This window comes from Pseudomonas sp. S30_BP2TU TE3576, assembly GCF_050436025.1.
In the GTDB taxonomy this organism is placed as follows: Bacteria; Pseudomonadota; Gammaproteobacteria; order Pseudomonadales; family Pseudomonadaceae; genus Aquipseudomonas.
Genome location: NZ_JBNDLK010000001.1, coordinates 1636184 through 1662443 on the forward strand (window position 1 = coordinate 1636184; position 26260 = coordinate 1662443).

Consider the following 26260-nt stretch of genomic DNA (forward strand, 5'->3'; position numbering starts at 1 on the left):
AACGTGGGCATTTCGCCCCTATTTGCTGGATCAAACTCCCACTGATACACCACCTGACCTGTGGGAGCGGGCTTGCTCGCGAAGGCGTCGTGTCAGTCGATACCACTGTTGCCTGATACACCGCCTTCGCGAGCAAGCCCGCTCCCACAGGATATTGCACCGGTCTCGGGTCTACGGCTCGACTTGCGACCACTGCTTGTTCAGGCGCTTGTCGGAAATCGGCACCTTGGTCCCCAATTGCTGGGCAAACAGCGACACCCGGTATTCCTCCAGCCACCAGCGATACAACTCCAGCTGCGGATCGCGCTTGCCTTCCTGAGCATGTTTGTTGGCGCGGGTCTGGTATTGCGTCCACAGGCCGCTCAATTCACCGCTCCAGACACGGTCCCGCTGAACCTGGGCGCCGATTTTTTCGAAACGCTGTTCGATGGCCTTGAGATAACGCGGCAACTCCTTGAGCCACTGCATCGGCGTTTCCCGCACAAACCCCGGATACACCAGGTGGCTGAGTTGCTGCTTGATGTCGTTCAGGGCCACGGCTTGCGCAAGATCAATCTTGCCCTTGAAGCGCTTTTGCAGGCCATGCCAATGCTTGAGGATTTCCAGGGTCAGCTTCGCCACACGCTCGGCGTGCTCGGTCCAGGCGCCACGCTTGCGCTCGGCCAGCGACGCCAGACCGGCACCGTCACGGGGCAACGGCTCTTCGCCTTCGAGAATGCAACTGTCGAGACTGGCCAACAGAATGTCTTCCACCAGCGCATCGACACGCCCCATGTCGCGGTACAGCAGGCCCAGTTCGGTCAGGCCCGGCAACTTGCCACGGAGGAATTTTGCCGACTCGGCCAGTTGCTGCATCAGCAAGCGTTGCAAGGCACGGCGATGCTGGAACTCGGCTTCGGCCGGGGTCGAGAAACGCCCTTCCTTGACCGTGCCGGCTTCTTCCACCAGCGCCGGATAGACCGTCATCGACAGCCCGGCGATCTTCTGTTGGGTTTTCTCGGCCACAGCGGCGAACACTTTCGGCTCCACCGGCTGCTGGCTCCTCGCGGTTTGCGGCACCGCCAATGCCGCCTGGCTGGCCTCGGCGAAACGCGCCGTCAGTTCGGCCAGATCGCGCCCCTCACCGAGGAACTTGCCCTGGCCGTCGACGATTTCCAGGTTCATCCGCAGATGGCTTTCGACCTGCTGCGCCGCCTCGGCCCAGGCCTCATCGCTGACCCGCGCTCCGGTCATGCGCAGCAATTCGCGACCCAACGCCTGGGGCAGCGAGCCCTCGGCAAAGGTCATGCGCTGCAGGGCGGCCTTGACGAAGTCCGGTACCGGCACGAAGTTCTTGCGCAGGGCCTTGGGCAGGTTGCGCACCAGGGCAATGCACTTGGCTTCGATGACACCCGGCACCAGCCAGTCCAGGCGTTCCGGCGGCAGCATCGGCAACAGCGGTGCCGGCACGCGCAGGGTCACGCCATCCCGTGGATGGTTGGGTTCGAAGTGATAGCTGAGCGCCAATTCCAGATCGCCGATGTGGAGCGTATCCGGGTAATGCTGCGCGGTGACCTCACTGGCTTCACGGGCCAGCACGTCTTCTTCACGCATGATCAACAGTTGCGGATCTTTCTGACTGTTGATCCGGTACCAGCTGTCGAAAGTCGCCGTCTGATGAATCTCCGCCGGCAGACGTGCGTCGTAGAAGGCGTACAGGGTTTCTTCATCGGCAAGGATGTCGCGACGGCGGGCCTTGGCTTCCAGTTCGTCGAGTTGCTCCAGCAGTTGTTTGTTGGCAGTCAAGCACCGGGCTTTCGACTGGATCTCGCCGCGCACCAGCGCTTCGCGGATGAACAGTTCGCGGGACACTACCGGGTCGACCGGACCGTAATGCACCGGCCGGCGACCGACCACGATCAACCCGAACAGGGTGATCTGCTCGAACGCCACGACCTGGCCGCGCTTCTTTTCCCAATGCGGTTCGAAGTGGTTTTTCTTGATCAGGTGCCCGGCCAGCGGCTCGATCCAGTCGGCGTCAATCTTGGCAACCATACGTGCATAAAGCTTGGTGGTTTCCACCAGCTCGGCGGTCATCAGCCATTGCGGGCGTTTCTTGCCGATGCCCGAGGACGGGTGAATCCAGAAGCGCCGCTGACGCGCGCCAAGGTAATCGCCCTCTTCGGTTTTCTGGCCGATCTGGCTGAGCAACCCCACCAGCACCGCTTTGTGCAGCTTCGGATAGTCCGCGGGCTCTTTATTGAGGCTCAGCTGCATGTCGCGACAGATCAGGCTCAACTGACGATGGGAGTCGCGCCATTCGCGCAGGCGCAGGTAATTCAGGAAATTCTTGCGGCACCAATTGCGCAGCGGGTTGGCACCCAGCGCCTGACGCTGCTCTTCGAAACCGCGCCACAGATTGACCAGTCCGGCGAAGTCCGAGTCGGCGTCCTTCCACTGGGCGTGGGCCTGATCCGCCGCCTGCTGACGCTCCGGCGGGCGCTCGCGCGGGTCCTGGATCGACATGGCGCTGGCGACGATCAGCACTTCCTGCAAGCTGCCGAGCTTCGCCGCTTCCAGCAGCATGCGGCCCATGCGCGGGTCCACCGGCAGCCGCGCCAATTGACGACCGAGCGGGGTCAACTGGCTGTTGCGGTCCACCGCCGAGAGTTCTTGCAGCAGGTTGTAACCGTCGCTGATGGCCTTGCCATCCGGCGGTTCGATGAACGGGAACGCGCTGACCTCGCCAAGGCGCAGGTGCAACATCTGCAAAATGACCGCCGCGAGGTTAGTACGGAGGATTTCCGGATCGGTAAATTCCGGGCGACCGAGGAAATCCTCTTCGCTGTACAAACGCACGCAGATACCCGGCTCGACCCGTCCGCAACGGCCCTTGCGCTGGTTGGCGCTGGCCTGGGAAATCGCTTCGATGGGCAGGCGCTGGACCTTGGCGCGGTAGCTGTAGCGGCTGATGCGTGCGGTGCCGCTGTCGATCACGTAGCGGATGCCCGGCACGGTCAGCGAGGTTTCCGCGACGTTGGTCGCCAGTACCACGCGACGGCCCGGGTGCGACTGGAAAATCCGCTGTTGCTCGGCCGGCGAAAGGCGCGCATACAACGGCAGGATTTCAGTGTGCTTGAGCTGAGCCTTGCGCAGCATGTCGGCGGCGTCGCGAATCTCGCGCTCGCCGGGCAGGAACACCAACACGTCACCGGGACTGCGGCGTTCGCTGCGCTCATACGCAGCGATTTCGTCGAGAGTGGCGAGGATCGCCTGATCCACGGTCAAGTCATCTTCGACGCGATTACCTTCTTCGTCCTGCTCAAGCGTCAGCGGGCGATACCAGGTGTCCACCGGGAAGGTACGCCCGGACACTTCGACAATCGGCGCATCGTCGAAGTGCTTGGAAAAGCGCTCCAGATCGATGGTCGCCGAGGTGATGATGACTTTCAGGTCCGGGCGACGCGGCAGCAGGGTTTTGAGGTAGCCGAGCAGGAAATCGATGTTGAGGCTGCGTTCGTGGGCTTCGTCGACGATGATCGTGTCGTAGCGTTCCAGATAGCGGTCGTTCTGGGTTTCCGCCAGCAGGATGCCGTCGGTCATCAGCTTGATCAGGGTGTTGGAGTCGCTCTGATCCTCGAAGCGCACCTGATAACCGACCAGCGCGCCCAGCGGCGTGCCGAGTTCTTCGGCCACCCGGCTGGCCACGCTGCGCGCAGCGATCCGGCGTGGCTGGGTGTGACCGATCAGGCCATGCTGGCCGCGACCGATTTCCAGGCAGATCTTTGGCAACTGGGTGGTTTTACCCGAACCGGTTTCGCCGGCAATGATCAGCACCTGGTGCTTTTCCAGCGCCTTCTTGATTTCATCGCGCTTGGCGGCAATCGGCAAACTGTCGTCGTAACGAATCACCGGCAGGCTGGCCTTGCGCGCCAGCACCTGCTCACAGGACGCCTGCATCCGCGCCACCCACTGGCCCAGCCTGGCCTCGTCGGGTTTCTTGCGCAGCTCAAGCAACTGCCGCCGCAGCCGGTGGCGGTCGGCGAGCATGGCGTGATCGAGGTTTTTCAGCAGTTTGTCGATGGAGGGCGATTCGTCGGTCATCAGGTACGCAATTCAGTCGTCTAGTGGCGCAAGGGGGGCGATTGTCGCAGATTTTACGACCGCTGCGCGGCCGATCGCGAGCAAGCTCGCTCCCACACGGGATCTATAGCGACCACAAAATCGGGGTACGCCACGGTCAAATGTGGGAGCGCGCTTGCTCGCGATCGATTGCGAAGCAATCGCAGAAAACTACTCGTTATCGAGGCCCTTGCGCCGATACGGAAACACATCAATCACCTTCCCCGCCCGAATCGCCTCCTGCAGGCTTTTCCAGTAGTCAGCGTTGTACAGCTCGCCATGCAGTTGATCGAACAACTTGCGCTGCCCCGCGTCGGCAAACAGAAACGGCGGAAACTCTTCCGGGAACACGTCCAGCGGCCCGATCGAGTACCAGGGTTCGGACGCCATCTCATCTTCCGGCGTGCGCGGTTGCGGGATGTGGCGGAAGTTGGCCTCGGTGAGGAAGCAGATCTCGTCGTAGTCGTAGAACACCACCCGGCCGTGACGGGTAACACCGAAGTTCTTCAGCAGCATGTCGCCGGGAAAGATGTTGGCCGCCGCCAGTTGCTTGATCGCCAGCCCGTAATCTTCCAGCGCTTCTCGCACCTGCGCCTCGTTGGCGTTTTCCAGGTACAGGTTCAGCGGGGTCATGCGGCGTTCGGTCCAGCAGTGGCGGATCAGCACCGTGTCATCTTCCACCGACACCGTCGACGGTGCGACTTCCAGCAGTTCTTCCAGGCACGCCGGGGCGAACTTGCTCAGCGGGAAACGGAAGTCGGCGAACTCCTGGGTATCGGCCATGCGCCCGACGCGGTCGACGCTCTTCACCAAACGGTACTTTTCGATCACCGTGGCGCGGTCGACGTTTTTCGACGGCGAGAAACGGTCCTTGATGATTTTGAACACGGTGTTGAACCCCGGCAGGGTGAACACGCTCATGACCATGCCGCGCACGCCGGGGGCCATGATGAACTGGTCATCGGTGTTGGCCAGGTGATTGATCAGCGCCCGATAGAACTCCGACTTGCCATGCTTGTAGAAACCGATCGAGGTATACAGCTCGGCGATGTGCTTGCCCGGCAGGATGCGCTTGAGGAAGCCGATGAACTCCGCGGGCACCGGCACATCCACCATGAAATACGAGCGGGTGAAGGAGAAAATGATCGACACGTCCGCTTCGTCGGTGATCAGCGCATCGATCTGGATACCGCGACCTTCGAGGTGCAACAAGGGAATTGCCAACGGCCATTGCTCATCGGTGGTGTAGATACGCCCCACCAGGTATGCACCTTTATTGCGGTACAGCACCGAGGAAAACAGCTCGACGCTCAACTCCGGGTCCTTGCACACCCAGTCCGGCAGGTTTTCGCGCAGCTGCGCTTCGAGGCGTTGCAGGTCACCGGGCAGGTCGGCGTAATCCTCGCTGAAGCGGTAGTCAGCAAAGATGCTGGCGAGCATGGCCGACAATTGGCCTTGCGGCTTGTAGGTGCGGGTTTGCGCGGCCCGGGCCCGGCGCAGGCTCGGCCGGGTGGTGTGGATGAACATGCAGCCGTCGCTGATCAGGTCATGGCTGAACAGCCCGCAGAAAATCGAGTTGTACCAGGTCTCGGACAGTTCATCGTCGAAGCGCAGGTCGATCAGGCTGATGTAGGCGCTTTTGACCAGCGGCCAGCAACTGACGTCCAGCGTATCGGTGTCAAACGCAGTGCGCAGGCGCTCCACCGTTTCACCGACTTTTTCTTCGTACAGATTGATCCGCGCCGCCGACGCCGATTGCGTCTCTTGCCACCGGGCCTGTTCGAAGCGGGCCCGGGCGCCGTCGGTGATCTGGCGGAAATGCTCGCGGTAATCGTCAAAGCCATCGAGGATCAAGCGAGCGATGTCGGCGGCTGGCCACTGCTGCGGCATGGTGAGACCTCTGCGGGAATTCGGAAGGCTGAGCTTAGCCAGTGAACCGGGTGCAGGAGAAGCGTAATTTTCCCGGCGAATTGAATGCCCGGTTTTCGGTTGCCATCGATCACACACTCAGCAACACTTTCGCCCCTTCATCATGGAAGGAACGCGCTGTGAGCCCCGTCGATATTTTCCGGTTACTGTCCCTGGCGGCCATTTGGGGTGCGAGTTTCCTGTTCATGCGCATCATTGCCCCGGTGATTGGCAGCATCCCTACCGCTTTTTTCCGTGTCTCGATAGCCGCTGCCGGACTGCTGGTGATTCTTGGGCTGATACGCATCAGTTGGGACTTCAAGGGCAAACTCAAGACCGTGATGCTGCTCGGGGTGATCAACTCCGGGATTCCAGCGACGCTCTATTCGGTGGCCGCGCAGGTGCTACCTGCCGGTTATTCGTCGATTTTCAATGCCACGACGCCACTGATGGGGGTGCTGATCGGCGGGCTGTTTTTCCATGAACGGCTTACTGGCGCCAAGCTCGGTGGCGTGTTCCTGGGGTTGTTTGGCGTAGGCGTGCTGACCCGTGCCGGTCCGGTGGCGTTCGATATGGAACTGCTGATGGGAGCCGTCGCCTGCCTGCTCGCAACCACTTGCTACGGCTTTGCGGGGTTTCTGGCCCGGCGCTGGCTCGATCAGGCCGGCGGTCTCGATAGCCGCTTGTCGGCACTGGGCAGCATGCTCGGCGCGACCTTGTTCCTGCTGCCGCTGTTCGGCTACAGCGTGTTCAACCAGCCACCGGCGAGCTGGGGCGGCTGGAGCGTCTGGCTTTCGTTGCTGGGGTTAGGTTTGGGCTGCACGGCGTTTGCCTACATTATTTACTTCCGGCTGCTGAGCTCGATTGGCCCGGTGAAATCGATGACCACGACCTTCTTGATCCCGCTGTTCGGCGTGTTGTGGGGGGCGCTGTTTCTCGATGAGCCACTGTCGATGGCGCATGTGTATGGCGGAATGTTGATTGCGCTGGCGTTGTGGTTGGTGTTGAAGCCGGCGAAGGTGGCTGCCCGATAACTTTGTCGTGTTTGAAATCGCCATCGCGAGCAAGCTCGCTCCCACAGGATTCAGCGCTGATCGCAGACTTGTGTTCAACATTGACCACTGTGGGAGCGAGCTTGCTCGCGATGGCGTCAGCCCAGGCACCGACAATCACAAAGGCCCGGAGCAATGCTCCAGGCCTTCTCGGGTTTACGCCGATTTACGGAACACAAACACCAGTCCGACGATGATCAACAGCATGCCGAGCAGGCTCAACAGCGCCAGACGGTTGCCGAAGATCAGGTAGTCCATCACCGCCGTTACCGCCGGCACCAGATAAAACAGGCTGGTGACGTTCACCAGATTGCCCCGGGCGATCAAGCGGTACAGCAACAGCGTCGCCAGCACCGACACCACCAGCCCCATCCATAGCACCGGCACAATGAAACCGCTGCTGTGTTCGAAGTGAAACGGCTGGAAGGGCACGAACACTCCGCACAACAACAGCCCCGCGAGGTACTGCACCGGCAGCGTTCCGAGGGGATTGTCAGTGATGCGTTTTTGCATGATCGAACCAAACGTCATGCTCGCCAGCGCCAGTAAACCGAAAAACATCCCGGCCAGCGACATCCCGGCCAGTCCGATGCCCTGATAGACCACCATGATCAACCCCGTCAGCCCCAGGGCCAGGCCGAACATCCGGCTCCAGGAGCGCTGGCGCTCCATCAGCACCACCGTGAGGATCGGCTGCACGCCCATGATGGTCGCCATCACCCCGGGCGTGACTTTCAGGTCGAGGGCCAGCAGATAGAAAATCTGATAAGCCCCCAACAACACCACACCGGTGGCCATCGCATACAGCATCGGCTTGCCGCCCTTGGGCAACTTCAGCTTGAGCAACGGCACCAGCAATACCAGACCGCAAAGCGCGATGACGAAACGAAACATCAGAAAGGCAAAGGGCGATGCGTGGGCCAGCCCCCACTTGGAGAAAATCGCCCCGCTGCTCCACAGCAGAACGAACAGGCTCGTGGACGCCGCCGCGAGCGCGGACTTTTTCGAAAGGACAAACATGAATACCACCTGTAGTCAGGCAAAAAGCCAACTCAGCAAAAGCTGAAGTTCAGTAGTTTTTTCAGGCGGGCATGGGACAGCAGATGAAAGCTGATCAGCCCGAAATGCCAACGCCTGGCGGTGATACGACTGCGCACACCGGCGTGCTACTGACAGGTGGGGGGTAATGACTGATCTGCCCGGGCTGCTGATTCCCGCACGGCACGACGCCAGCGTTGACCGCTGAATCGACTACCGCGTTGATGTGGAATGCAGGCATTGGGCTGATCTATTTTGAAGGTGGAAAACGCAGGTCATGAACCTGCCGAGCGCTGACTATAACCAGCGCTCGACACCATTGGCAATGGATGGATCCAGATTCACGTAGCATCAAACTCACGGACGACATCATACAAAATGCCTTCCATTTTACTTTGCGATGCTTGGGCCGAATAAAACTGACGAACATACGCCAAACCATTCTTGCCCATATCGCCACTGCGGACCGGATCGCTGCAAAGCTCAAGGACCGATCGCGCAAGCCCTTTTTCGTCATCCGGCGCGAATGCCAGCCCCGCCTCCGCTTTTTCCATGATTCGCTGCGCTTCGCCACGCACGCCGCACAGTACCGGTTTGGCGCAAGCCATGTAGTCGAGCAACTTGGTCGGTATAGCGCCTTCGAACAGCGGGATATCCTGCAACGTCACCAGGCAGATATCGGCGGCATTCAAGTAGGCATTGGCCTGCTGCTTGGGGACTGGATCAAGAAACTGTACGTTACTCAAGCCCATGTCCCGGGCCATCTCTTTTAACGTCCGACTCATCATCCCGTCCCCCATCAGCACGAACAGAACCTGCGGTTCAGACCGCAAAACGTCTGCGGCCCGGAGTATCACCGCACTATTGTTCGCTTCTCCAAGGGCGCCAAAGTACAGGACAACCTTACGATCCTTCCAGCCCATGCGCTGTCTTGTTTCACAGCGCAACTGTTCGTCTGGATACAATAAATCGAAATTGACACCGCACGTCACCAACTCCACTTTCTCGTGCTCCCAGCCGCGATCGCGAATGTTCTGCTGAATTCCTTCGGTGAGGGCAACGATCCGTCGGGACTTGTCATAAAGTACCCGCTCGATCCAGCTCATGATGGCGATCAATCGACGATTGCGCAGTACCCCCATCTGCACGGCAGACTCAGGCCAGATGTCACGGACTTCGAGCACCAGGGGAATGTGGCGTATTTTACAAACCAGCCAAACGGAAAACATCGGGAAAATCGGAGGTGAGGAAGCAATCACCACATCGGGCCGACTCATGGACAACAAGCCCAACGGACAGGTCAGCGAAAAAGACAGAAAGCTGAGTAACCGACCCAGATAACTTTTGTGCAACTGTGAATAGGTGTAAGTACGCATGACTTTCACCAATCCATCCTGTTCCCAACGCATGAGTCGTTTGTGCCACGGACGGGTAATCGTTTCGCTGCGCATATAGCCCGTCTCACCGCTGACAACGGTCATATCATGACCTCTGTCGGCAAGGAACTGAGTCAGTTCGTAAATCAACGAATGTCCTGGAGACGCATGTCCCTGGTAGTACTGGTAAACCATGCAGACTTTCATTGAAGACGCTCATAGAGTGCTTGCAGCCGAGCACCTTCAACTTGCCAGCTGAACCGTTCACGGACAACGGCAAGACTGTCGCGCCACTCTTGAAGTCTGGCTGGGTCCCGGAAAAAGCCGTCCATAGCCGCCGCCATCGACTGGATACTGGACAGGTCCGCGACCTGCCCGATGTTGCTGTCCGCGACGATACGGCGTAGCTCCGGAAGGTCGCTGGCCAGTACCGGCAAGCCGGCTGCGATGAACTCGAAAAGCTTGTTAGGTGTGCAGTAGAAGTTGTTCAGACAGATCGCCTGATAAGGAATCACTCCAGCATCGGCAGTGGCCGTGATTGCCAGCAGATCCCGTTGTGGCACGGCTGGGTGCAGATGTACACGCTCCTCGAGCCCTAGACGCCTGACTTGAGTAGCGAGCGCTGCCCCCAACTGACCGTCCCCCAGCAACACCAGGTTCACTGTCTGATTCTTGAGCTGTGTCATTGCGTTGACCAGCTCGGGCAAGTGCCGCCCAGCCGACAGCCCGCCCTGGAACAACAGGACCGCGTGACTGCGTGCAATCGCAAAGCGGTCATGCAAGTACCAGGATCGCGGCCCGAGTGGCGACACCCGTTCGGCATTGTGAATGACCTGCACATCGGTCAGGTCGTAACGTCGCTCCAGCTCATTGGCGATCGACGGATTGACCGTAATGACCAGGTCACATGCGCCAATGTGACGTTGCTCGATCAGTGCCCAATTGCGACCTTGTGCACGGCTGAACTCCTGTTCGCAATACAGTTCGTGACTGTCGTATACCAACTTTGCCGAAAATTCGGCTGCCAGCGCACGTCCCACGGCCAGCATCGGCAGGTCGTGGGCCACCACCACATCAGCCCGCATCTGCCGAGCCTGGTCGAGAAACAGGCGCAGGTAAAACCGTTCCTGATCTACCAGAAACCGCCAGGCCAGGGCTTTGAGCAACCGCATAGGGCCGCCATTCATGCTCAGATAGCGGCGCACAAACTTGTACGTCGAAAGTACCCGGTTCTCACGAAGCGCCGTTTGTGAGGCATTCTGCCCGACGCGAGTGACCCGGGAATCATCTTCAACCGGCTCATCCAGCGGCATCGCCAGAATCCGCACTTGCCAACCTGCCTGCTCCAGGCTGTCCGCCTGCAACATGATTCGTCGATCAATCTGTCGGTCATTGCACAACATAAGGATCGAGCGATTGGCTGCGCGGCCTTCAACGTGCATTGAGCGACAAGTCCCCATCAATAAAATTGCGGTGCCAGAGTTCCAGGCACAACAAGCCCCAGACCACACGGCCGAACTCACGCTCGTTATCGAGAGCACTTTCCACGGCCTCTACATTGTACAAGCCGCGTTGGCGCGCCCGGTCAGACAGCAAGGTATCGCGCACAAAATCACGAGCCACACCTTTGGTCCAGGCAGCCAATGGCGTCGGGAAGCCCATCTTGTCCTTACGGTCGAAGATTTGTTGCGGAATAATGTTGCGCACCGACTCCTTGAACAGATGCTTCATGCGTCCACCGGCAAACTTGATGTTCGGAGGAACACGCGCCATGAACTCGACAATGCGGTGGTCCAGCAGCGGTACTCGTGACTCGATGGAGGCGGCCATGCTGGTGCGATCCTCAACGTGCAACAGGGCCGGCATGGAGCCCTTGAGGTCGAAGTAAGTCATCTGGTTGACCAGCGAATGCAAACCTTCCCGATTGAAGATTTTCTGGAAGGACTCGAACGGCGAGTACCCCTTGTCGAAGGCGCCCTGATTGAACAACTGCGACATGCCTTCACTGCGGTCGATCAGGCGAAAATAACGCTGGTCCGCCGATGAGAACAGACCTTCGCGCCACAAGCCCTGCAGCATCGGCTGATAGGTCTTGAGCAGGGGCAAGTTCGGAATGATCGATTCGAGGGACACCGCGTAGCGGTGCTGATGCGCGTTTTCATTGATCGCTCCAGAGAGGCACTTCTCCAGATAGGCGGCCATGTAACGGGCATATCCGATGAACAACTCATCACCGCCCTGCCCGCCCAGCACGACCTTTACGTGTTCCCCGGCCAGGCGCGAAACATAATACTGCGGAATCAAACCGGGACCGGCCAGTGGCTCGTCCATGAAGTGCATCAACTTTGGCAGCACATCTGCCAGCTCGTTACCGGGAATGTAGATTTCGTTGTAATCGGTCCCGGCAAACGCAGAAACCGTCTTGGCATGCCCGGTTTCATCGAACTGCGGGCCTTCGTGAAAAGCGCCGGTGAACGTTTTGAGTTGCTCACCACCCAACATTCTGGACGCCAGGCAGACCACCGCACTGGAATCCAGGCCGCCAGACAGGTGTGCTCCCAGCGGTACATCGGACCGCAGATGCATGCGCACCGAGTCCTCGATAAGTGCCGCCAGGTTATCGACGAAATAACGCTCATCGTGGCTTCCATCGATATCGAACTGCAGGTCCCAGTACTTGCGGGACTTGACCTTCAGTTGATCACCTTCGAACCAGGCATTGAGAAGATAGCCCGGCTCGAGTTTCTGAACGCCCTTGAACAGCGTTTTTTCGTCCAGACAGAACTGGAACGTCAGGTAGTCCTGAAGGCCGTCGGAATTCGCTTCGGCCTTGACGCTTCCGTCGGCAAACAGCGCCTTGATCTCGGAGGCAAAACTGAGCTTGCGGCCATCGAAATGGTAATAAAAGGGTTTGATGCCAATGCGATCACGGGCGCAAAAAAGACGCTGTTCGGCGCGATCCCAGATTGCAAAGGCAAACATTCCCAAGAGTCGATCGACGCATCGCTCACCCCATTCGTGGAAGGCATACAGCAGCACTTCAGTGTCCGAATAGCTGTGCAACGGATGACCGCGGCTGATCAGCTCACGTCGCAACTCCAGGTAGTTATAGATGGCCCCGTTGAAGACGATGGTGTAACGACCGTCTTGCGTTGTCATCGGCTGCTTGCCGTGCTCCGGATCGATGATTGCCAGACGCCGGTGTCCCAGCGCCACAGGACGCGCAGGATCCAGCCAGATGCCCTCGCCATCGGGCCCCCGGTGGCGAATGGAGTCCATCATCTTCAGAACGGAGCCTTTCATCGAATCCGGCGTCCCTGAAACTGTAACGACCCCTGCGATACCACACATAAAAAAATCCTGGATTAAACGAACAATGACTGACGCAGCATCAAAACTTCCTGAGAACCCAGGATCAGCCGATGACGCGTTGATAAATACCCAGCAATTTCGCGCCTTCCACTTCCCAGTTGATTTCCTCACGGGCTTTCATGGCCCCGGTCTTCAACGACGCCAGTTTCTGCGGGTCACTGAACAACTGATTGACAGCGCTTGCTATGGAGCCTGCGGAATTCAGATCTGCCAACAAACCGTTGCCGTAGGTATGCGCGATGTCACGCAGGAACGGCAAATCGTTACTGATGTAGGGCAGTTCGGCGATGGCGAACTCGAACAGCTTGTTAGGGCTGCAGAAGAAGTTGTTCTCGTCGACGCCGTGGTAAGGGATGATCCCCAGATCAGCATCACAGGTCAGTTCGTGCAGGTCATCGGACGGCACGCCACCGTAGAAAAACACTCGCTGGTCCAGGTTTCGCTCGGCGACCAGTTGCTTCAACGTGTCTTCGAACGCGCCATACCCCACCAGTACCAGGTAGGTATTTTCAGTAAAATTGGCCGCAGCCTCGACGATCCGCTCGATCCCCCGATTGTCGGATATCCAGCCCTGATACAACAAAATGTTGGCATCAGCACTCAACCCGAAGCGTTGACGCAGAAGCGACGTCGTCGCCTTCGGCATTTTGGGTGCAGCATTCATGATCACATCGGGTGAGGCGACGGCGTAACGTTCGGCCATCAGTTTGGCGATGTACGGATTGACCGTGATCGCCGCATCGACCTGCTTGATCAGGCGCGCCTCTTTCTTCTTGTATTTTTCCTGAATTGCCTTGGGAAGTTGTACCTGAGAGTAATACAGCTCGTGGGCGTCATAGATCAGTGGAACCTTGCGTACCTTCGCCGCCTCGACTGCAGGGGCAAGCATCGGAAAGTCGTGCACGTGAAGTACGTCCACCTGATATTCCATCATCCGATCGAGAATGAACTGCTCGAAGCTGTTCAGGTTTGCCACGCGATTGGCCCAGGCCCGGAACAGACGCCAGGCCCGGCCGTACGTCTTGCTCCCTGGCGTCAGGTTGCAGCAACGGGCCAGGGCGGAAAAACGAGAGTCTCCCCAATCGAACACGAAGCGTTCGATCTTTACGCCATTGTGCACATAGGACTCACGTTGTGGGCACTCGAAGCCCGCCAGCAAAGTCACTTGATGCCCCTGTTCAACCAGGGTCTGGGCTTCCTGCAAAATACGCCGATCAATCATCAGATGATCGGCGGTCGTCATCAAAATATTCATTAGCCGCGGCCGTAGTTGTCGTATTTCACAAACAGTTGACGGTTTTCAACTTGCGGGACAAGTTGTCGAGTTTGTAACTTCCGACGCCGATCTGACCACCCTGCTCGACGCCATGGGCTTCAATACCGTTGTAATAAATAGCCGGGGCATTGGCATCTTCAAAGAAATACATGCCGTACTTCAAACCGTCCCACTTCTGTTCGGTGGATTCCTTGAACTGGAAAACCGGCTCTGCGCTGGCGGCGATCAAATTGCCCGAGGCGCCGAAACACATGGCCTCCCAGCTCATTTCCGTTTCCACGAAAATCACCGATTTGTCGTTCACGTGAACCACGCCAAGTGTGTAGAGACCGCCGTCGGGCGAATAGACAATCCGGCTCGGACCCGCCGTGCCATCAACGTTCAAACTGGCAGCCTTGATCACATTGGAACCATCGATCGAAGCAGTGTAGAGAATGATGTCCTGACCGTTCTGATTGAACACAATCGGATCCAGCGCACTTTCGCCGATCAGTTTTTTCGGCGCGCCCCAACTCAAGCCATTGGCGCTGGTAGAGCGATAAATTGCCGAGTAATTCGACGCCCCATCCTCGGTCACAGAGAAATACATTTCGTAAACCGGCGTTCCGGCCACGCTGGCTTTACGTACAAAGGGAAACGCGTAGCCACCTTTGAAGGGCAGCTTTTTTTCATCAAAGATATTCCCTTGCTTGATGAAGTCGCCGCCGGATTGAGACGTGGCCAGTTTGATTCTCCAGCGATGGTCATCACCGTATCCCGAATACATCAATGCGGTGGCATCACCTACCTTATAAACGGAAGGATACTCAACATGCATGGAGTCTTCAGACGAAGGTTGAATCTTGATGATGGGTTCACTGCCCCAATCAAAGACGTTGCCTTGCAACAGGTTGTTTTTCCAGGCATACCCAAATCCAGCCACTGCCACTAAAGCAACCGAGGCCAATGTAACTGCACGACCCTTAGAATTACTCACTTTATATCCTTAAAATAATCGACGAACAGAAGAGCTTTGATACAGAAAATAAGCAGCCAGAAAAGCGAACAACGTGGTCAACGCAAACGTCAACGGTACTTCGATCACGGGTCTCATCAGCGACACAGAAATCTTGCCGTACGCAAAGCGCAGCAATTCCATGAAAATCGGATGGATGATGTAGACCAGTAATGTCAGAGGTGCCAGGACCTTCAGTGCAGGGATCCTGATCTTGCCGGCGAGCTGGATACAAACACCCCATACACCAACAGACATGGCAAATACTGTCGGGCTGAAATAGCTGTAGAAATACAACTTCCAGGTGTAGGTGTTCCCCATACCCACGGCCAGCGCCTCGGTCCCCACCACGGTGCAGAGATAACCCAAGACCGTAATCATCACGTAGGGAAGATTGGGGCGAAACTTGTAGAGGTAATGGCCGAGCAAGAAATAGCTGATGTAAGACCAGGAGAAACTCCCGCCATTAGGAGTGTAGGTTCTGGAAAACGTGCTCCAGGCGAACGTCACCATGGTAAGAATGCTGGTGGCGATCACCGCGTTGCGAAAATCCTTTTCCTCCAGGTTCACCACCGCCTGCGACAATGGCGGAGCAATAAAATACAAACCTATTATCAGATAGAAAAAGTGCAAATGATAATAAGGCTGCCCCTGAACAACGGATCGCAGGAAGGTTGTCCAGTCGAAAGCATGCTGAAAGTACTTCATCCACAGTGCGTAAATCACCGTCGATATAAACAGCAGCGCCAGCATTCGCGGAACCCGCGATTTAAGAACATGGGAATACGTCGTTTTGCTGTTACCCAGAATCAACACTGAACTGAGCATTACAAAAACCGGCACGCACCAATGCGTCAACGAACTGACCATATTGCCCAACAGCCAGGCCCAGCCGCTCATTTCATTCTGCATGTAGATCGGGCGCGCAGAAACGTGCAGCAAAACTACCGCCAGACAAGCGACGACCCGAATAAAATCCAGGCTCGGGTCACGCAATCTGACACCGTTGTTGCTGATAGTTTGAGTCATTGAAAGAAGAGTTCCATATGTAACAATCTTGATGTCCTGAGCATCGATCCGCTTCAGTCAGCGAATGCTCTTTTCAATCGAAGCCGAATACACGGCCGCAATTTCCTGCGCGATACTCGCACTCGAAAACTTCAGCTCCGTGACTTTTCGTATAACTTTGCTGTTGAAATCGGCACGCTGTTCGGTCATCGCCAACATGCCCTCGGTCAGCGCTTCTACCGACATGCCGACGACCTTGCCCAGGACAGGGTGCGACACGATTTCAGCCGGGCCTCCACAGCGCGTGGTCAAAACAGGTCGACCACAGCTCATTGCTTCGATGGCGACAACACCAAAGGTCTCGCTTTCACTGGAAATGACCAGGAAATCGCAATCACGATAGTAATCAACCAGTTGTGCGCGATCAGCGTGACCGGCGAACTCGACAACGTGGGTCAAGCCGAGGCTGTCGACCAACGCCCGAGCGTCCTCCAGCCCCTCGCCGCTGCCAGCCAGACGCAACCGCAGGAGCGGTTGAACCCTGAAGGCGCCGGCGAATGCCTCAAGCAACACGGGCACACGCTTGACCGGAACAAAATGACCAACCCACAGCAGATGAATAAAACCGTCAGACGATTTTGGTTGCGTACGGAACAGCTCCATATCAACCAGATTGGCAATGACTTGCGCATCGACTCGCGGGCTCAGCCTGACCTGTTGCCGGATATCCGAAAGCAAAGCAGAGCTGACCGAAATCACTTTGTCTGCCGCATTCAGTGCCTTTTGCGTCATGCGCCGTAAGTAACCGGTGCGAGTCAAGGTGGAGAACGGCCCAGTGTGCTCAGTGATCACCAATGGCAAACCGAACCGGGAGGCCAGCCGGCGACCCGCCGTACCATCGGTATAAGCGGTGTGGGCGTGAATCAGTTCGAACGGGAAGTCGGCCTGCAACCAGGCGGCCTGCTGCAATAATCCGTGGGTGTAAGAAACAGCGTGCGTCTGAAAGGGCAGCAACGAACTGACGACATACGGGAACCGGATTAAGGGAACGCCATCGTACTCTTCCCAAGCCTCAATCTTCTGCGCCAGATAGCAGCCCAATGCACGCTTGATGATTTTCGGATTAAGCGTATTGATCCAGAACGGTTCGCCACTGACCACACGGGCATCGATACCCTGCGCGCGAAGTGCCTTGACTTGCTCGTGGACAAAAATCCCGCCCGCCAGATTGTATTCACGGGGATACATGTGCGAAACGATCAGCACCTTGCGTGGCTGAGCGGCCATGATGTCGCGTGAGTCGCCCAGACGGATGTGCAGCGCGTCGACCAGTACCTGGTACTCGGACTTTTCCTCGACCAGGCTATTAATGGTCTGACCCAACCGGGTCACCTGGGCTTCGAGCGCTTCGCGCTGGCTTTCCAGGCGATTGGAAAGGTTACTGAGTTGCTCCGCTTCCCGATGTTTCTCTGCCAGCTCATTGAAATGTGCCGAAGCCGCCATATTCAGACTCTCTAGCTCAAGGAGTAACGTCGTTTTTTCCATGTCGAGGACGTTCACGCGCTCAATCGCCCCCTGATACTCGAGCATGATGATTTGAGCTTGATTGACTTGGGATTCGAGCGCGTCGATGGTTGAGACGAACTCGTGCTGCTTGAGCTCCAGCGAGTGGGCTCTGTCAATCAAATGGGAGTTGCTCGCCTGAATGCTGTCGAAGTCGGACTGCAAGGCGGTCAGTTGTTGCCCACGCAGACGCAGTTGCTGTTCCAGCTCATCGCGGCGTGCATCGAGGGTATTGGCCAATTCGTTTGTGGCTTCAAGCAGACTAGCTATCTGCTCCAGTTGCAGCAGATAACCGCCTTCCTTGGCCTCCAACACTTCACGCTGTGCTTCCAGCCCGTTGGCCAGATCGTTCAATTGCTCAAGCTGGTTCGCCATTTGCTCCAGTTGCAGCAGATAACCGCCTTCCTTGGCCTCCAACGCTTCGCGCTGTACTTCCAGCCCGTTGGCCAGATCGTTCAATTGCTCAACCTGGTTCGCCATTTGCTCCAGTTGCAACAGATGATCCCGCTCTTTGACTTCCAGGGCGTCGCGTCGCGCTTCCAGCGAGTTGGCCAACTCATTCAATTGCTCAACCTGGTTCGCCATTTGCTCCAGTTGCAACAGATGATCCCGCTCTTTGACTTCCAGGGCGTCGCGTCGCGCTTCCAGCGAGTTGGCCAATTCATTCAATTGCTCAAGCTTGAACGACAGCTCCTGGATTTTCAGGTGCTGGTCAGCTTCATGAAGTAGTACATCATCCAGCCTGGCCTGAAGCGCCGCGCGCAGGACCTCGACTTGCTGCTTTTCGAGCGAAAGAGCATCAATTTTCTGGGCATTTTTGCCAATCAGTTCATCCTGGCAGGCCACCCGCGTACTCAGTTGTACGTAACTCTCCTCGATTCCCGCGCGCCGGCCCTCAAGTTCGTTCGCCAACGCGTTGAGGGCCGCGGTCGATTGCGCGTATTGGGTCAGGCTGTGTTCTTTGTTCTGGAGTTCGTTTTCCAGATGGGAACGGGTAGCTTCCAAGCGTTCAGCCAAGACAGAGAGTTTGCTCAAGTCGTCACGCATCTGAGCGATCGTCGGATCATCGCCCAGGCAGTTGCCGATGATCGAAACGGGGTCAATGCTGTCCAGGGCTAACTTCAGCTTCAGGTCGTCGCTTGGATGCAGGATTCGCAGTATGCAGCCGTGAGGGCCGTGTGGGTACCGATGGCAGCCGATATGACCGGGCTTTCTCATCTGCCGAGCAGGCAACGTAGTGTCGGCGCACATGGTCGTAGACCTCCAGTGTATCGAGACTTCCATCCGTGACATTTACCGATGCCGGTCGTCGCGGAATGGTGACAATGGCGTAGTCCGCATCGCCCTTGAGTCGATACGCTGACCTCGGGTAGTTCGTCGGATTGTCACGCTGAACAAGACTCGCCAAATGCAACATCTGGTCAGAGAACGGCAGAATGGAATCTGGTGCATGCCACTGGTGGGGCGCCGCCGCATTACGTTCGAACAGCACAAGTATTTCGCTGCTGTCGGGCATGTCACGCCACCCTTCGGCGACCTGCATTGCCTGTAAAGCCTCGAAGCGTCGTTGAACCAATTGGGCACTGGCAGGCTGCTCGACGCTCCCGCGTCGTGTCGAGCATCTGGGGCAAATACCATCCTCGAACGGATAATCCAGACCCGACAACGCGCGAGCGGTCTCGACCAAACGCCGATCTTCGTAGGTCCAGGACTCTCCGGAAAATTGCACATCTATCGCCGTGAACGTCGGAGCGAAGAGCGATACAGCATCGGCAATGGTGTAGGAGCGCTGGTGCAAATGCGCGTGATAACGCGAACCGCAACCCGGGCAAGTGATTTCAGCCGCCTCAAGCAACTCACGGTAAGGAACGGCCACCAGAATGTAGCGGGCAGAGACCCGTGCGATTTCAGCCAGTGCCTGACCATAAATGGCATCCGGCAAATGCTCGATGACGTCACTGGAAAGTGTCAGGTCAAAATGGCGATCAGCAAATGGTATCGCACATAAGTCCGCAACCAGTGCCGGCACCTGCACTCGCTTGACCGCAGCTTCGCTGATGTCGCAACCCACCACATCCCATCGTGGCGCCAACAGATTCGTCACCGTCCCGTTTCCACACCCGGCGTCGAGAATGGTCGTCACTTGCTCCGGTATCAAATCGATCAAGTCTTCGGCGACGGCCAACTGTTCGGAAACCGCACCGCGACTCCAAAGATCGTCTTGAGAAAAGTAACGGATCTCGGAACGTTTATTCATTCCACAACTTCCAGGTTGGCCCATTCGACAGGGTGCACAACGATGCCCCGCTCCATACGGATATCAGTGGGGGCGGTTACCCGGATGCGGTATTGGCGATCATGGACATCCAATGGATATTCACCACTGACCTGTTCTTGCGTCATGCCATCGAAGATCCCGACGGAAATGACGTAATCGCCGGCACCGATCATCAACGGATCGAAATAAGCCTTGACCACCCCGGTGCGTCGCTCACGCGTGGCCGAGATAAATGGCGACACGACCTGAGACACGCAGCGCCCATCCATGCCATAGATGCAGACAATGAATGCCATGCTCGGGATGTCGAGCTTGGCGCCCCACTTCACATGAACGTGAAGTGGCTCGCCGAAGGAAAACACCCGACGCGATTCCTGGGACTTGTCGAGGAAGTCCACACCGTCGATCCAGGCGCTGCCTTCGCCGTACTCGAAGTCTGAACGCTCGCCCGAAACCGGTGCGGCACCAATGGCCGATGGCATGAGCGACGTGCCAAGTGCAAAGGTCTGCCTGCACACCTGCCCGTCGCCAACTGCCGACAGCAATGTGCCGATGGTGATGTACTCCAGGCCATCGAATATCTGGCAATACACAGTCTCGTCCGACCCTGCGCCGGCGTGCCGGACAGTCACCGAAAACTCGCTCAATTCACCCAGGCCCAGCGGTACCTTGATGCTGACCGGTGCATGTTTGTATAGGCCGCCACAATCCTTGAACTCACGGAAACTGACACCCTCGGCCGAGGTTTGCGGTGCACTCCAATTCATGTAGGCGTTGGCCGTCAGCAGGTGCACGCGCTGGTTTCGATCATCATCCAGAGCCTCGCCCAGCAGTACGTTATCGATGACCTCCCCGCCACGCTCAAGAGTCAGCTCGAATACCGCCAGCGGTGTTTTCGGAGCGGCATCTTCAGAAGAGATAAAGCGAAGAATCGATACCCGATCCGTCTCGGTATCAGTCAACAGCTCGCTGACATCGCCACGACTGAGCTTGAGGTTAATAGCACGGAGTCGCAGTTCTTCCTGCTTGCGGATCGAAGCCGCATAGGATCGGCCGATTTCGATCGGATCGCCGTCGGCGATGATCCGTCCACGCTCGATCCAGATCGCGCGGTCACAAATCATTTGCACCGCAGACATGTCGTGGGACACGAACAGGACCGTCGACCCCTCGGCGGTCAACGTGCGCATGCGCTTGGCGGACTTGCCGGCGAAATAGGAGTCACCGGCACCAAGAATCTCGTCGATGATCAGGATTTCCGGGCGTATTGCCGTGGCAGCAGCGAAGGCAAGTCGTGAGTACATCCCCGAAGAATACGTCTTCACCGGTTTGTCGATGAACTCCTCAAGCTCCGCGAACTCAAGGACGTCTTCGAGCAGCTTCCTGGCCCGTGCGCCCGTCACACCCTGATAGGCGAAAGACGACATGACATTGGTACGACCGGTAAACTCGGGGTGGAACCCCGTGCCCAACTCCATCAGCGCCTGAACTTTGCCGCGTACATTCACCGTACCTTCGGTGGGCTGAATCAGCCCGGCAATCAGTTTGAGCAGCGTACTCTTGCCTGCACCGTTGCGCCCTACCAGGCCGACTCGCTCACCCGGTTTGATCGACAACGACATATTGCGAACGGCCCAGAACTCGTCATATGTCGAACGGGCAACCGGGAACCCCAGCGCCTCGATCATCCGATGACGGGGCGAACGGAATATCCGGTACATTTTGGCGATGGACGCCAGTTCAATGATTGGCTCAGACATAATCTGCAAATAGTGGTTTCAATCGCGAAAAGACGAATCCACCCAAAAAGAGCGTGGAAAAAGAGATAGCGGTGAAGATCGCCAGGAGCCCAGGCTTGATCACACCAATGAACGCCGCATCCCGATACAGCATGATCAGGTAGTACAGCGGGTTCGGATACATGTACGGGACCAGTTCCTTGGGGATCATTTCCTGGGTGTATGCGATAGGCGATACCAGCATCAGGAACAGGATCAGCACTGCAACCATCTGGCTGAGATCGGGAATGAACACGTTGATCGCCGAGAGAATCCAGATCAGTCCTACCGTGAACACAATCTGCAGCAGCAGAATCAGCGGTATCAACAACTGGGTGGAGTGCACGATGCCACGACTCCACAATACGATCAGTAGCATGATAAGCCCGACCAGCATGGTGACGCTGCTTGCCAGCACGGTCTTGACCGGTATCAGGTCGATAGGAAACAACGTGTTCTTGACCAGCCCCTTGTTGCCGAGCACGGACCCCACGCCACTGCCGAGCGCCTCGGAAAACCCGAGGAACGGCACCAGCCCGCAAAAGATCAACAGCACGTAGTCGAAAGTGCCGAACTCGGCGACACGGACGCGATAGATCATGGTGTAGACCACTGCATACAGTCCGAGGAACAGCAGCGGGTACAGAAATATCCAGGCGACGCCGAAAATAGTCCCGATAAAACGACTGCGGATATCCGTCAGGGTCGTTGCCCACAGGACGTGACTGTGACGCCAGATAATTGCGATGGGATTCATGAAAGGGGGGTTTCCAGGATCGCGACTATGCGTGCCGATGCATTGCCGTCACCGTAGAAATCAGTCCGACTCTGAGGAATCGATTTATTGCTCATGGCCGCGACAATGCCACTGTGGCTGGCACCGACGAGCTGGTTGAACCCCAGTTGCACTGTTTCGACCCACTCGGTTTCATCGCGCAAGGTAATGCACGGCACACCGTAGAAATACGCCTCTTTCTGCACACCACCCGAGTCGGTAAGGATGACGCAGGCCGATTGCTCCAAGGCAATCATGTCCAGGAACGGCAGTGGATCAACCACCGTGAGCGAGCTCAGGTGATGTGCCAGTCCGTGGTCCTGCAACAGTTTGCGGGTACGCGGATGCAACGGAAGCACAACCGGCATTTGCTTCGAGATTTCAGCCAGGCCGGACATGATTTCACCGAGTCGCTTCGGATCATCGGTGTTTTCGGCGCGGTGACAGGTGGCGAGTGCAAAGGCTTTTTGCGTCAGCCCCAGCTGCGCCATGATCCGGCTTTGGTTCCGGGCGCGTTCGCCGTAGAACAATGCCACGTCGTACATGACGTCACCCACGTTATGCACGCCTTTTACAAGGCCTTCATGGGCCAGATTGTCAACCGCCACCTGAGTCGGGCACAGCAGCAAAGTCGAAACACGATCGGAAAGAATTCGGTTGATCTCTTCCGGCATGTGCATGTTGAACGAGCGCAGGCCCGCTTCGACGTGGGCGACCGGGATATGCAGTTTGGCGGCAGCCAAAGCACCCGCAAGCGTCGAGTTGGTATCGCCGTAAATGAGCACCCAATCCGGTTTTTCTTCCAGCAGGACCTGTTCGATACTCTCGAGCATGCGCCCGGTCATCGCACCGTGGGAACCGCCGCTGACCTCAAGGTTGTAGGCTGGCGCGGGAATATCCAGCTCGTCGAAAAAGACCTTCGACATGTTTTCATCGTAATGCTGACCGGTATGTACCAGCACTTCGACCATCCTTTCGGCGCCGACATTCCTGATCGCCCGCGATACGGCCGCGGCCTTGATGAACTGCGGACGAGCGCCGACGATGGTGACAACTTTGATGGTCATGACTTGAGCGCCTCGGACAGAACATTGGCAATCACTTCCTGACTGGAAGCTTCAAGATACGGATGCATGGACAGACTCATGATCTGCGTTGCGACTTCATCACCGATCGGCAATTGCGCCAGATGATCGGCGACCGCCGGTTGACGGTTCAGGGGAATCGGATAATGAACGGCCGTTGGAATTCCGGCGTCTTTCAGACGCTGCTGGACGCCGTCACGCTGTTTGACCCGAACGCTGTACTGTGCCCAGGCGCTGGTGTTAAAAGACTCGACATAAGGGACACCGGCAATGCCGCGCGCCTGCAATAGCTGCTCGTATTGGTCGGCAGCAGCCTGCCGCAGCTCTAACTCTTGCGCGAAGATTTCCAGCTTGGGCAACAGGATTGCAGCCTGCAGGGTATCCAAACGACTGTTCACGCCAACCCTGACATGGTGATAGCGCCGATCCTGGCCATGCCGGGCTATCTGGCGCAATACCAGGGCCAGCTCATCGTCATCGGTAAACAATGCGCCGCCATCGCCATAACATCCCAAAGGCTTGCTCGGAAAAAAGCTGGTGCACGCGATGGTGGTCAGACTGCAGGAGCGTTGCCCTTTATAAGTCGCACCAAAACTCTGTGCCGCATCCTCGATCACCGGGATGGCATGGCGCTTGGCGATGGCATTAATACTGTCGAAATCGGCACACTGACCGTAGAGCGAAACTGGAATGATTGCCTTGGTGCGCGACGTGATCGCAGCCTCAAGCAATAGCGGATCGAGGTTGTAGGTACGCGAGTCGATATCGACATACACGGGTTTGGCGCCCAACAGCGCAACAGTCTCGGCGGTGGCGATATAGGTAAAGCCAGGCGTGATGACCTCATCACCCGGGCCAATACCGATTGCCATCAATGCGATCTGCAGGGCATCGGTACCGTTGGCGCAGCTGATGCAATGCTTGACGCCGACGAAGCGTGCGAGTTTTTCTTCAAGCTCCGACACTTCAGGGCCGAGGATGTACTGACCATGAGCGAGGACTCGCTGGATACCCGCATCTATCTGGTCTTTGAGACGCAATTGCTGCGTTTTGAGGTCAATGAATTCAATCACTGCCGGAGCTCCTTGCTAAGCGTTTTTCCATTTAGTGTGTAGCAGTCGCCGGTGTGCACACACACAACCGAGGCCTGCCCTTGCAGCGGCAGGTCCAATTGCTCACCAAACTCGCTCATCCAACCGATCTGCTTGCCCGGCACGCCGACGACCAGTGCATACGCCGGCACGTCCTTGTTCACAACGGCTCCAGCACCGACAAAGGCGTACTCGCCAATGGTGACGCCGCACACAATCGTGCAGTTTGCGCCCAGAGTCGCGCCCTGTCGGACGAGCGTGCTGCGGTATTCGTTTTTCCGCTCGATCAGCGACCGGGGATTGTAGACATTGGTGAAAACCATGCTCGGACCACAGAACACGCCCCGCTCGATCGTGACGTTGTCGTAGACCGACACGTTGTTCTGAATTTTCACCTCGTCGCCGATCACCACCTTGTTGCCGACAAACACGTTCTGCCCCAACGAGCAACGCTCGCCGATGGAGGCACCGGAACAGACATGCACGAAATGCCAGATACGGCTATCAGCGCCGATCTGAGCGCCTTCATCAATGATCGCGCTGGCGTGGACTTGATATGTCATACAGCCCTCAGCGCACCAAGCGATTGAGGAAAGGGTGCCCTTCGCCATTCTGCGGCACTACGGCGGCAGCCGAGCGAATCACATCAACCGTTTCTACACAGTGACGAGCATCTTCGATGCCATAACCCTTGCCATCGAGAATCGCCTGATAGCTGACGGTATGCAGGTCGGTAAAGCCTTCGGAAAACTCAATTTCATTGCCATCGACCGTAATCGAACGATACGTCGGTTTCTTGCCCTTGACTGATTCAGGCAGGTCGTTGGCATCGATGGACAGGAACCAGCGAACCCGTGCGTTTTCATACTCCAGATAGCCCGCGGCTTTGTGCTCGTGGCTATAGTGGACGACATTGCGCTGCAACTTGCCGAAGATAAAATGCAGCATGTCGTAGAAGTGCACGCCAATGTTGGTAGCAACACCAAACGACTTGCGTGGGTCGCCTTTCCAGCTTTCCATGTACCACTTGCCACGGGAGGTGATGTAAGTCAGTTCAACTTCGTGTTTGTGCGTACGTTGTTCGCCCAGTACACGGTTGCGCAGATCAATGATCGCCTGATGATGACGCAATTGCAGGATGTTCCACAGGCGCTTGCCTGTTTCCTGCTCGGTCAGCGCCAGCTCGTCAAGCATCCCCGGGCTGGGTACCAGGGGTTTCTCGCAGATGACATCGCAGCCCAGGCGCAAGCCAGCATTGATATGCGAAAAGTGCAGATGGTTGGGGCTGCAAACCGAAACGATGTCCAACGGCTGCTGCTGTCGCTTGAGTGTCCATGCAAAATCGTAGAAACGCTCGAATTCGGTGAAGAACTCGCTCTGCGGGGAAAGGCTATCGATGACGCCAACCGAATCGTTGATGTCATAGGCACAGACCAGTTCATGGGCAGTGTCCTTGATAGCTCGCATATGCCGTGGCGCAATGTAGCCAGCAGCACCTATCAGGGCGAAACGTTTCACGGGGCATGCTCCAAATGAAAATGCCCTGGCATGACCAGGGCTGGATT

General features: G+C 57.2%; 20 protein-coding genes. 3 read left to right on the forward strand and 17 right to left on the reverse strand.

The annotated features are described in order from the left end of the window. Window positions 1-171: 171 nt before the first annotated feature. Both hrpA and aceK read right to left on the reverse strand, forming a co-directional pair. Complete coding sequence (gene hrpA / locus ABIA48_RS07415; protein WP_429487605.1) at window positions 172-4083, reverse strand: ATP-dependent RNA helicase HrpA; 3912 nt, start codon at window positions 4081-4083, stop codon at window positions 172-174. Between the two features lie 189 nt (window positions 4084-4272). Next, window positions 4273-5991 (reverse strand): bifunctional isocitrate dehydrogenase kinase/phosphatase, encoded by a 1719-nt coding sequence (aceK, locus tag ABIA48_RS07420; protein ID WP_429487607.1) that lies wholly within the window; start codon window positions 5989-5991, stop codon window positions 4273-4275. A gap of 158 nt (window positions 5992-6149) precedes the next feature. Here aceK and ABIA48_RS07425 point away from each other — a divergent pair, with 158 nt between their 5' ends. Then, window positions 6150-7043, forward strand: a complete 894-nt coding sequence (locus ABIA48_RS07425; RefSeq protein WP_429487608.1) for a DMT family transporter — start codon at window positions 6150-6152, stop codon at window positions 7041-7043. 174 nt (window positions 7044-7217) lie between these two features. On the opposite strand, the gene ABIA48_RS07430 is transcribed toward ABIA48_RS07425, so the two are convergent. The 8 genes from ABIA48_RS07430 to ABIA48_RS07465 all read right to left on the reverse strand — a co-directional run bounded on the left by ABIA48_RS07430 (window position 7218) and on the right by ABIA48_RS07465 (window position 18147). Further along, on the reverse strand, window positions 7218-8081 hold the full coding sequence (locus ABIA48_RS07430) for a DMT family transporter (protein WP_429487610.1): 864 nt from the start codon (window positions 8079-8081) through the stop codon (window positions 7218-7220). A gap of 359 nt (window positions 8082-8440) precedes the next feature. Beyond that, window positions 8441-9625, reverse strand: a complete 1185-nt coding sequence (locus tag ABIA48_RS07435; RefSeq protein ID WP_429487612.1) for a glycosyltransferase family 4 protein — start codon at window positions 9623-9625, stop codon at window positions 8441-8443. A 53-nt stretch (window positions 9626-9678) separates the two neighbouring features. Beyond that, a complete protein-coding gene (locus ABIA48_RS07440) occupies window positions 9679-10917 on the reverse strand; it encodes a glycosyltransferase family 4 protein (protein WP_429487614.1) in 1239 nt (412 codons plus the stop codon). Continuing rightward, window positions 10907-12778, reverse strand: a complete 1872-nt coding sequence (gene asnB, locus ABIA48_RS07445) for an asparagine synthase (glutamine-hydrolyzing) (RefSeq protein WP_429487616.1) — start codon at window positions 12776-12778, stop codon at window positions 10907-10909. The genes ABIA48_RS07440 and asnB overlap by 11 nt, the downstream gene beginning before the upstream one ends. Before the next feature lie 112 nt (window positions 12779-12890). After that, the gene (locus ABIA48_RS07450; RefSeq protein WP_429487618.1) at window positions 12891-14090 is read right to left on the reverse strand and encodes a glycosyltransferase; all 1200 of its coding nucleotides are present in this window, start codon (window positions 14088-14090) and stop codon (window positions 12891-12893) included. Between the two features lie 37 nt (window positions 14091-14127). Next, the gene (locus ABIA48_RS07455) at window positions 14128-15099 is read right to left on the reverse strand and encodes a hypothetical protein (RefSeq protein WP_429487620.1); all 972 of its coding nucleotides are present in this window, start codon (window positions 15097-15099) and stop codon (window positions 14128-14130) included. A gap of 9 nt (window positions 15100-15108) precedes the next feature. Continuing rightward, entirely contained in the window at window positions 15109-16146 is a 1038-nt protein-coding gene (locus tag ABIA48_RS07460; RefSeq protein WP_429487622.1) for an acyltransferase, read from the reverse strand. 57 nt (window positions 16147-16203) lie between these two features. Then, window positions 16204-18147 (reverse strand): glycosyltransferase, encoded by a 1944-nt coding sequence (locus tag ABIA48_RS07465; protein WP_429487624.1) that lies wholly within the window; start codon window positions 18145-18147, stop codon window positions 16204-16206. A gap of 39 nt (window positions 18148-18186) precedes the next feature. Here ABIA48_RS07465 and ABIA48_RS07470 point away from each other — a divergent pair, with 39 nt between their 5' ends. After that, a complete protein-coding gene (locus ABIA48_RS07470) occupies window positions 18187-18417 on the forward strand; it encodes a hypothetical protein (RefSeq protein ID WP_429487626.1) in 231 nt (76 codons plus the stop codon). Window positions 18418-18462: 45 nt separating this feature from the next. Beyond that, window positions 18463-18807: a hypothetical protein gene (locus ABIA48_RS07475; protein ID WP_429487628.1), complete on the forward strand. Its 345-nt coding sequence runs from the start codon at window positions 18463-18465 to the stop codon at window positions 18805-18807. Here ABIA48_RS07475 and ABIA48_RS07480 read toward each other — a convergent pair. From ABIA48_RS07480 to ABIA48_RS07510, 7 genes are read right to left on the reverse strand one after another with little or no spacing between them, the layout of a single operon-like run. Then, entirely contained in the window at window positions 18788-19945 is a 1158-nt protein-coding gene (locus ABIA48_RS07480; protein ID WP_429487630.1) for a class I SAM-dependent methyltransferase, read from the reverse strand. The genes ABIA48_RS07475 and ABIA48_RS07480 overlap by 20 nt on opposite strands. Beyond that, on the reverse strand, window positions 19942-21726 hold the full coding sequence (locus tag ABIA48_RS07485; RefSeq protein WP_429487632.1) for an ABC transporter ATP-binding protein: 1785 nt from the start codon (window positions 21724-21726) through the stop codon (window positions 19942-19944). The genes ABIA48_RS07480 and ABIA48_RS07485 overlap by 4 nt, the downstream gene beginning before the upstream one ends. Continuing rightward, a complete protein-coding gene (locus tag ABIA48_RS07490) occupies window positions 21719-22501 on the reverse strand; it encodes an ABC transporter permease (protein ID WP_429487634.1) in 783 nt (260 codons plus the stop codon). The genes ABIA48_RS07485 and ABIA48_RS07490 overlap by 8 nt, the downstream gene beginning before the upstream one ends. Further along, the gene (gene wecB / locus ABIA48_RS07495; RefSeq protein WP_429487636.1) at window positions 22498-23586 is read right to left on the reverse strand and encodes a non-hydrolyzing UDP-N-acetylglucosamine 2-epimerase; all 1089 of its coding nucleotides are present in this window, start codon (window positions 23584-23586) and stop codon (window positions 22498-22500) included. The genes ABIA48_RS07490 and wecB overlap by 4 nt, the downstream gene beginning before the upstream one ends. Beyond that, a complete protein-coding gene (locus ABIA48_RS07500; RefSeq protein ID WP_429487637.1) occupies window positions 23583-24677 on the reverse strand; it encodes a DegT/DnrJ/EryC1/StrS family aminotransferase in 1095 nt (364 codons plus the stop codon). The genes wecB and ABIA48_RS07500 overlap by 4 nt, the downstream gene beginning before the upstream one ends. Then, window positions 24674-25258: an acyltransferase gene (locus ABIA48_RS07505; protein ID WP_429487639.1), complete on the reverse strand. Its 585-nt coding sequence runs from the start codon at window positions 25256-25258 to the stop codon at window positions 24674-24676. The genes ABIA48_RS07500 and ABIA48_RS07505 overlap by 4 nt, the downstream gene beginning before the upstream one ends. A 7-nt stretch (window positions 25259-25265) precedes the next feature. Continuing rightward, on the reverse strand, window positions 25266-26213 hold the full coding sequence (locus ABIA48_RS07510; RefSeq protein ID WP_429487641.1) for a Gfo/Idh/MocA family oxidoreductase: 948 nt from the start codon (window positions 26211-26213) through the stop codon (window positions 25266-25268). Between the last annotated feature and the right edge of the window lie 47 nt (window positions 26214-26260).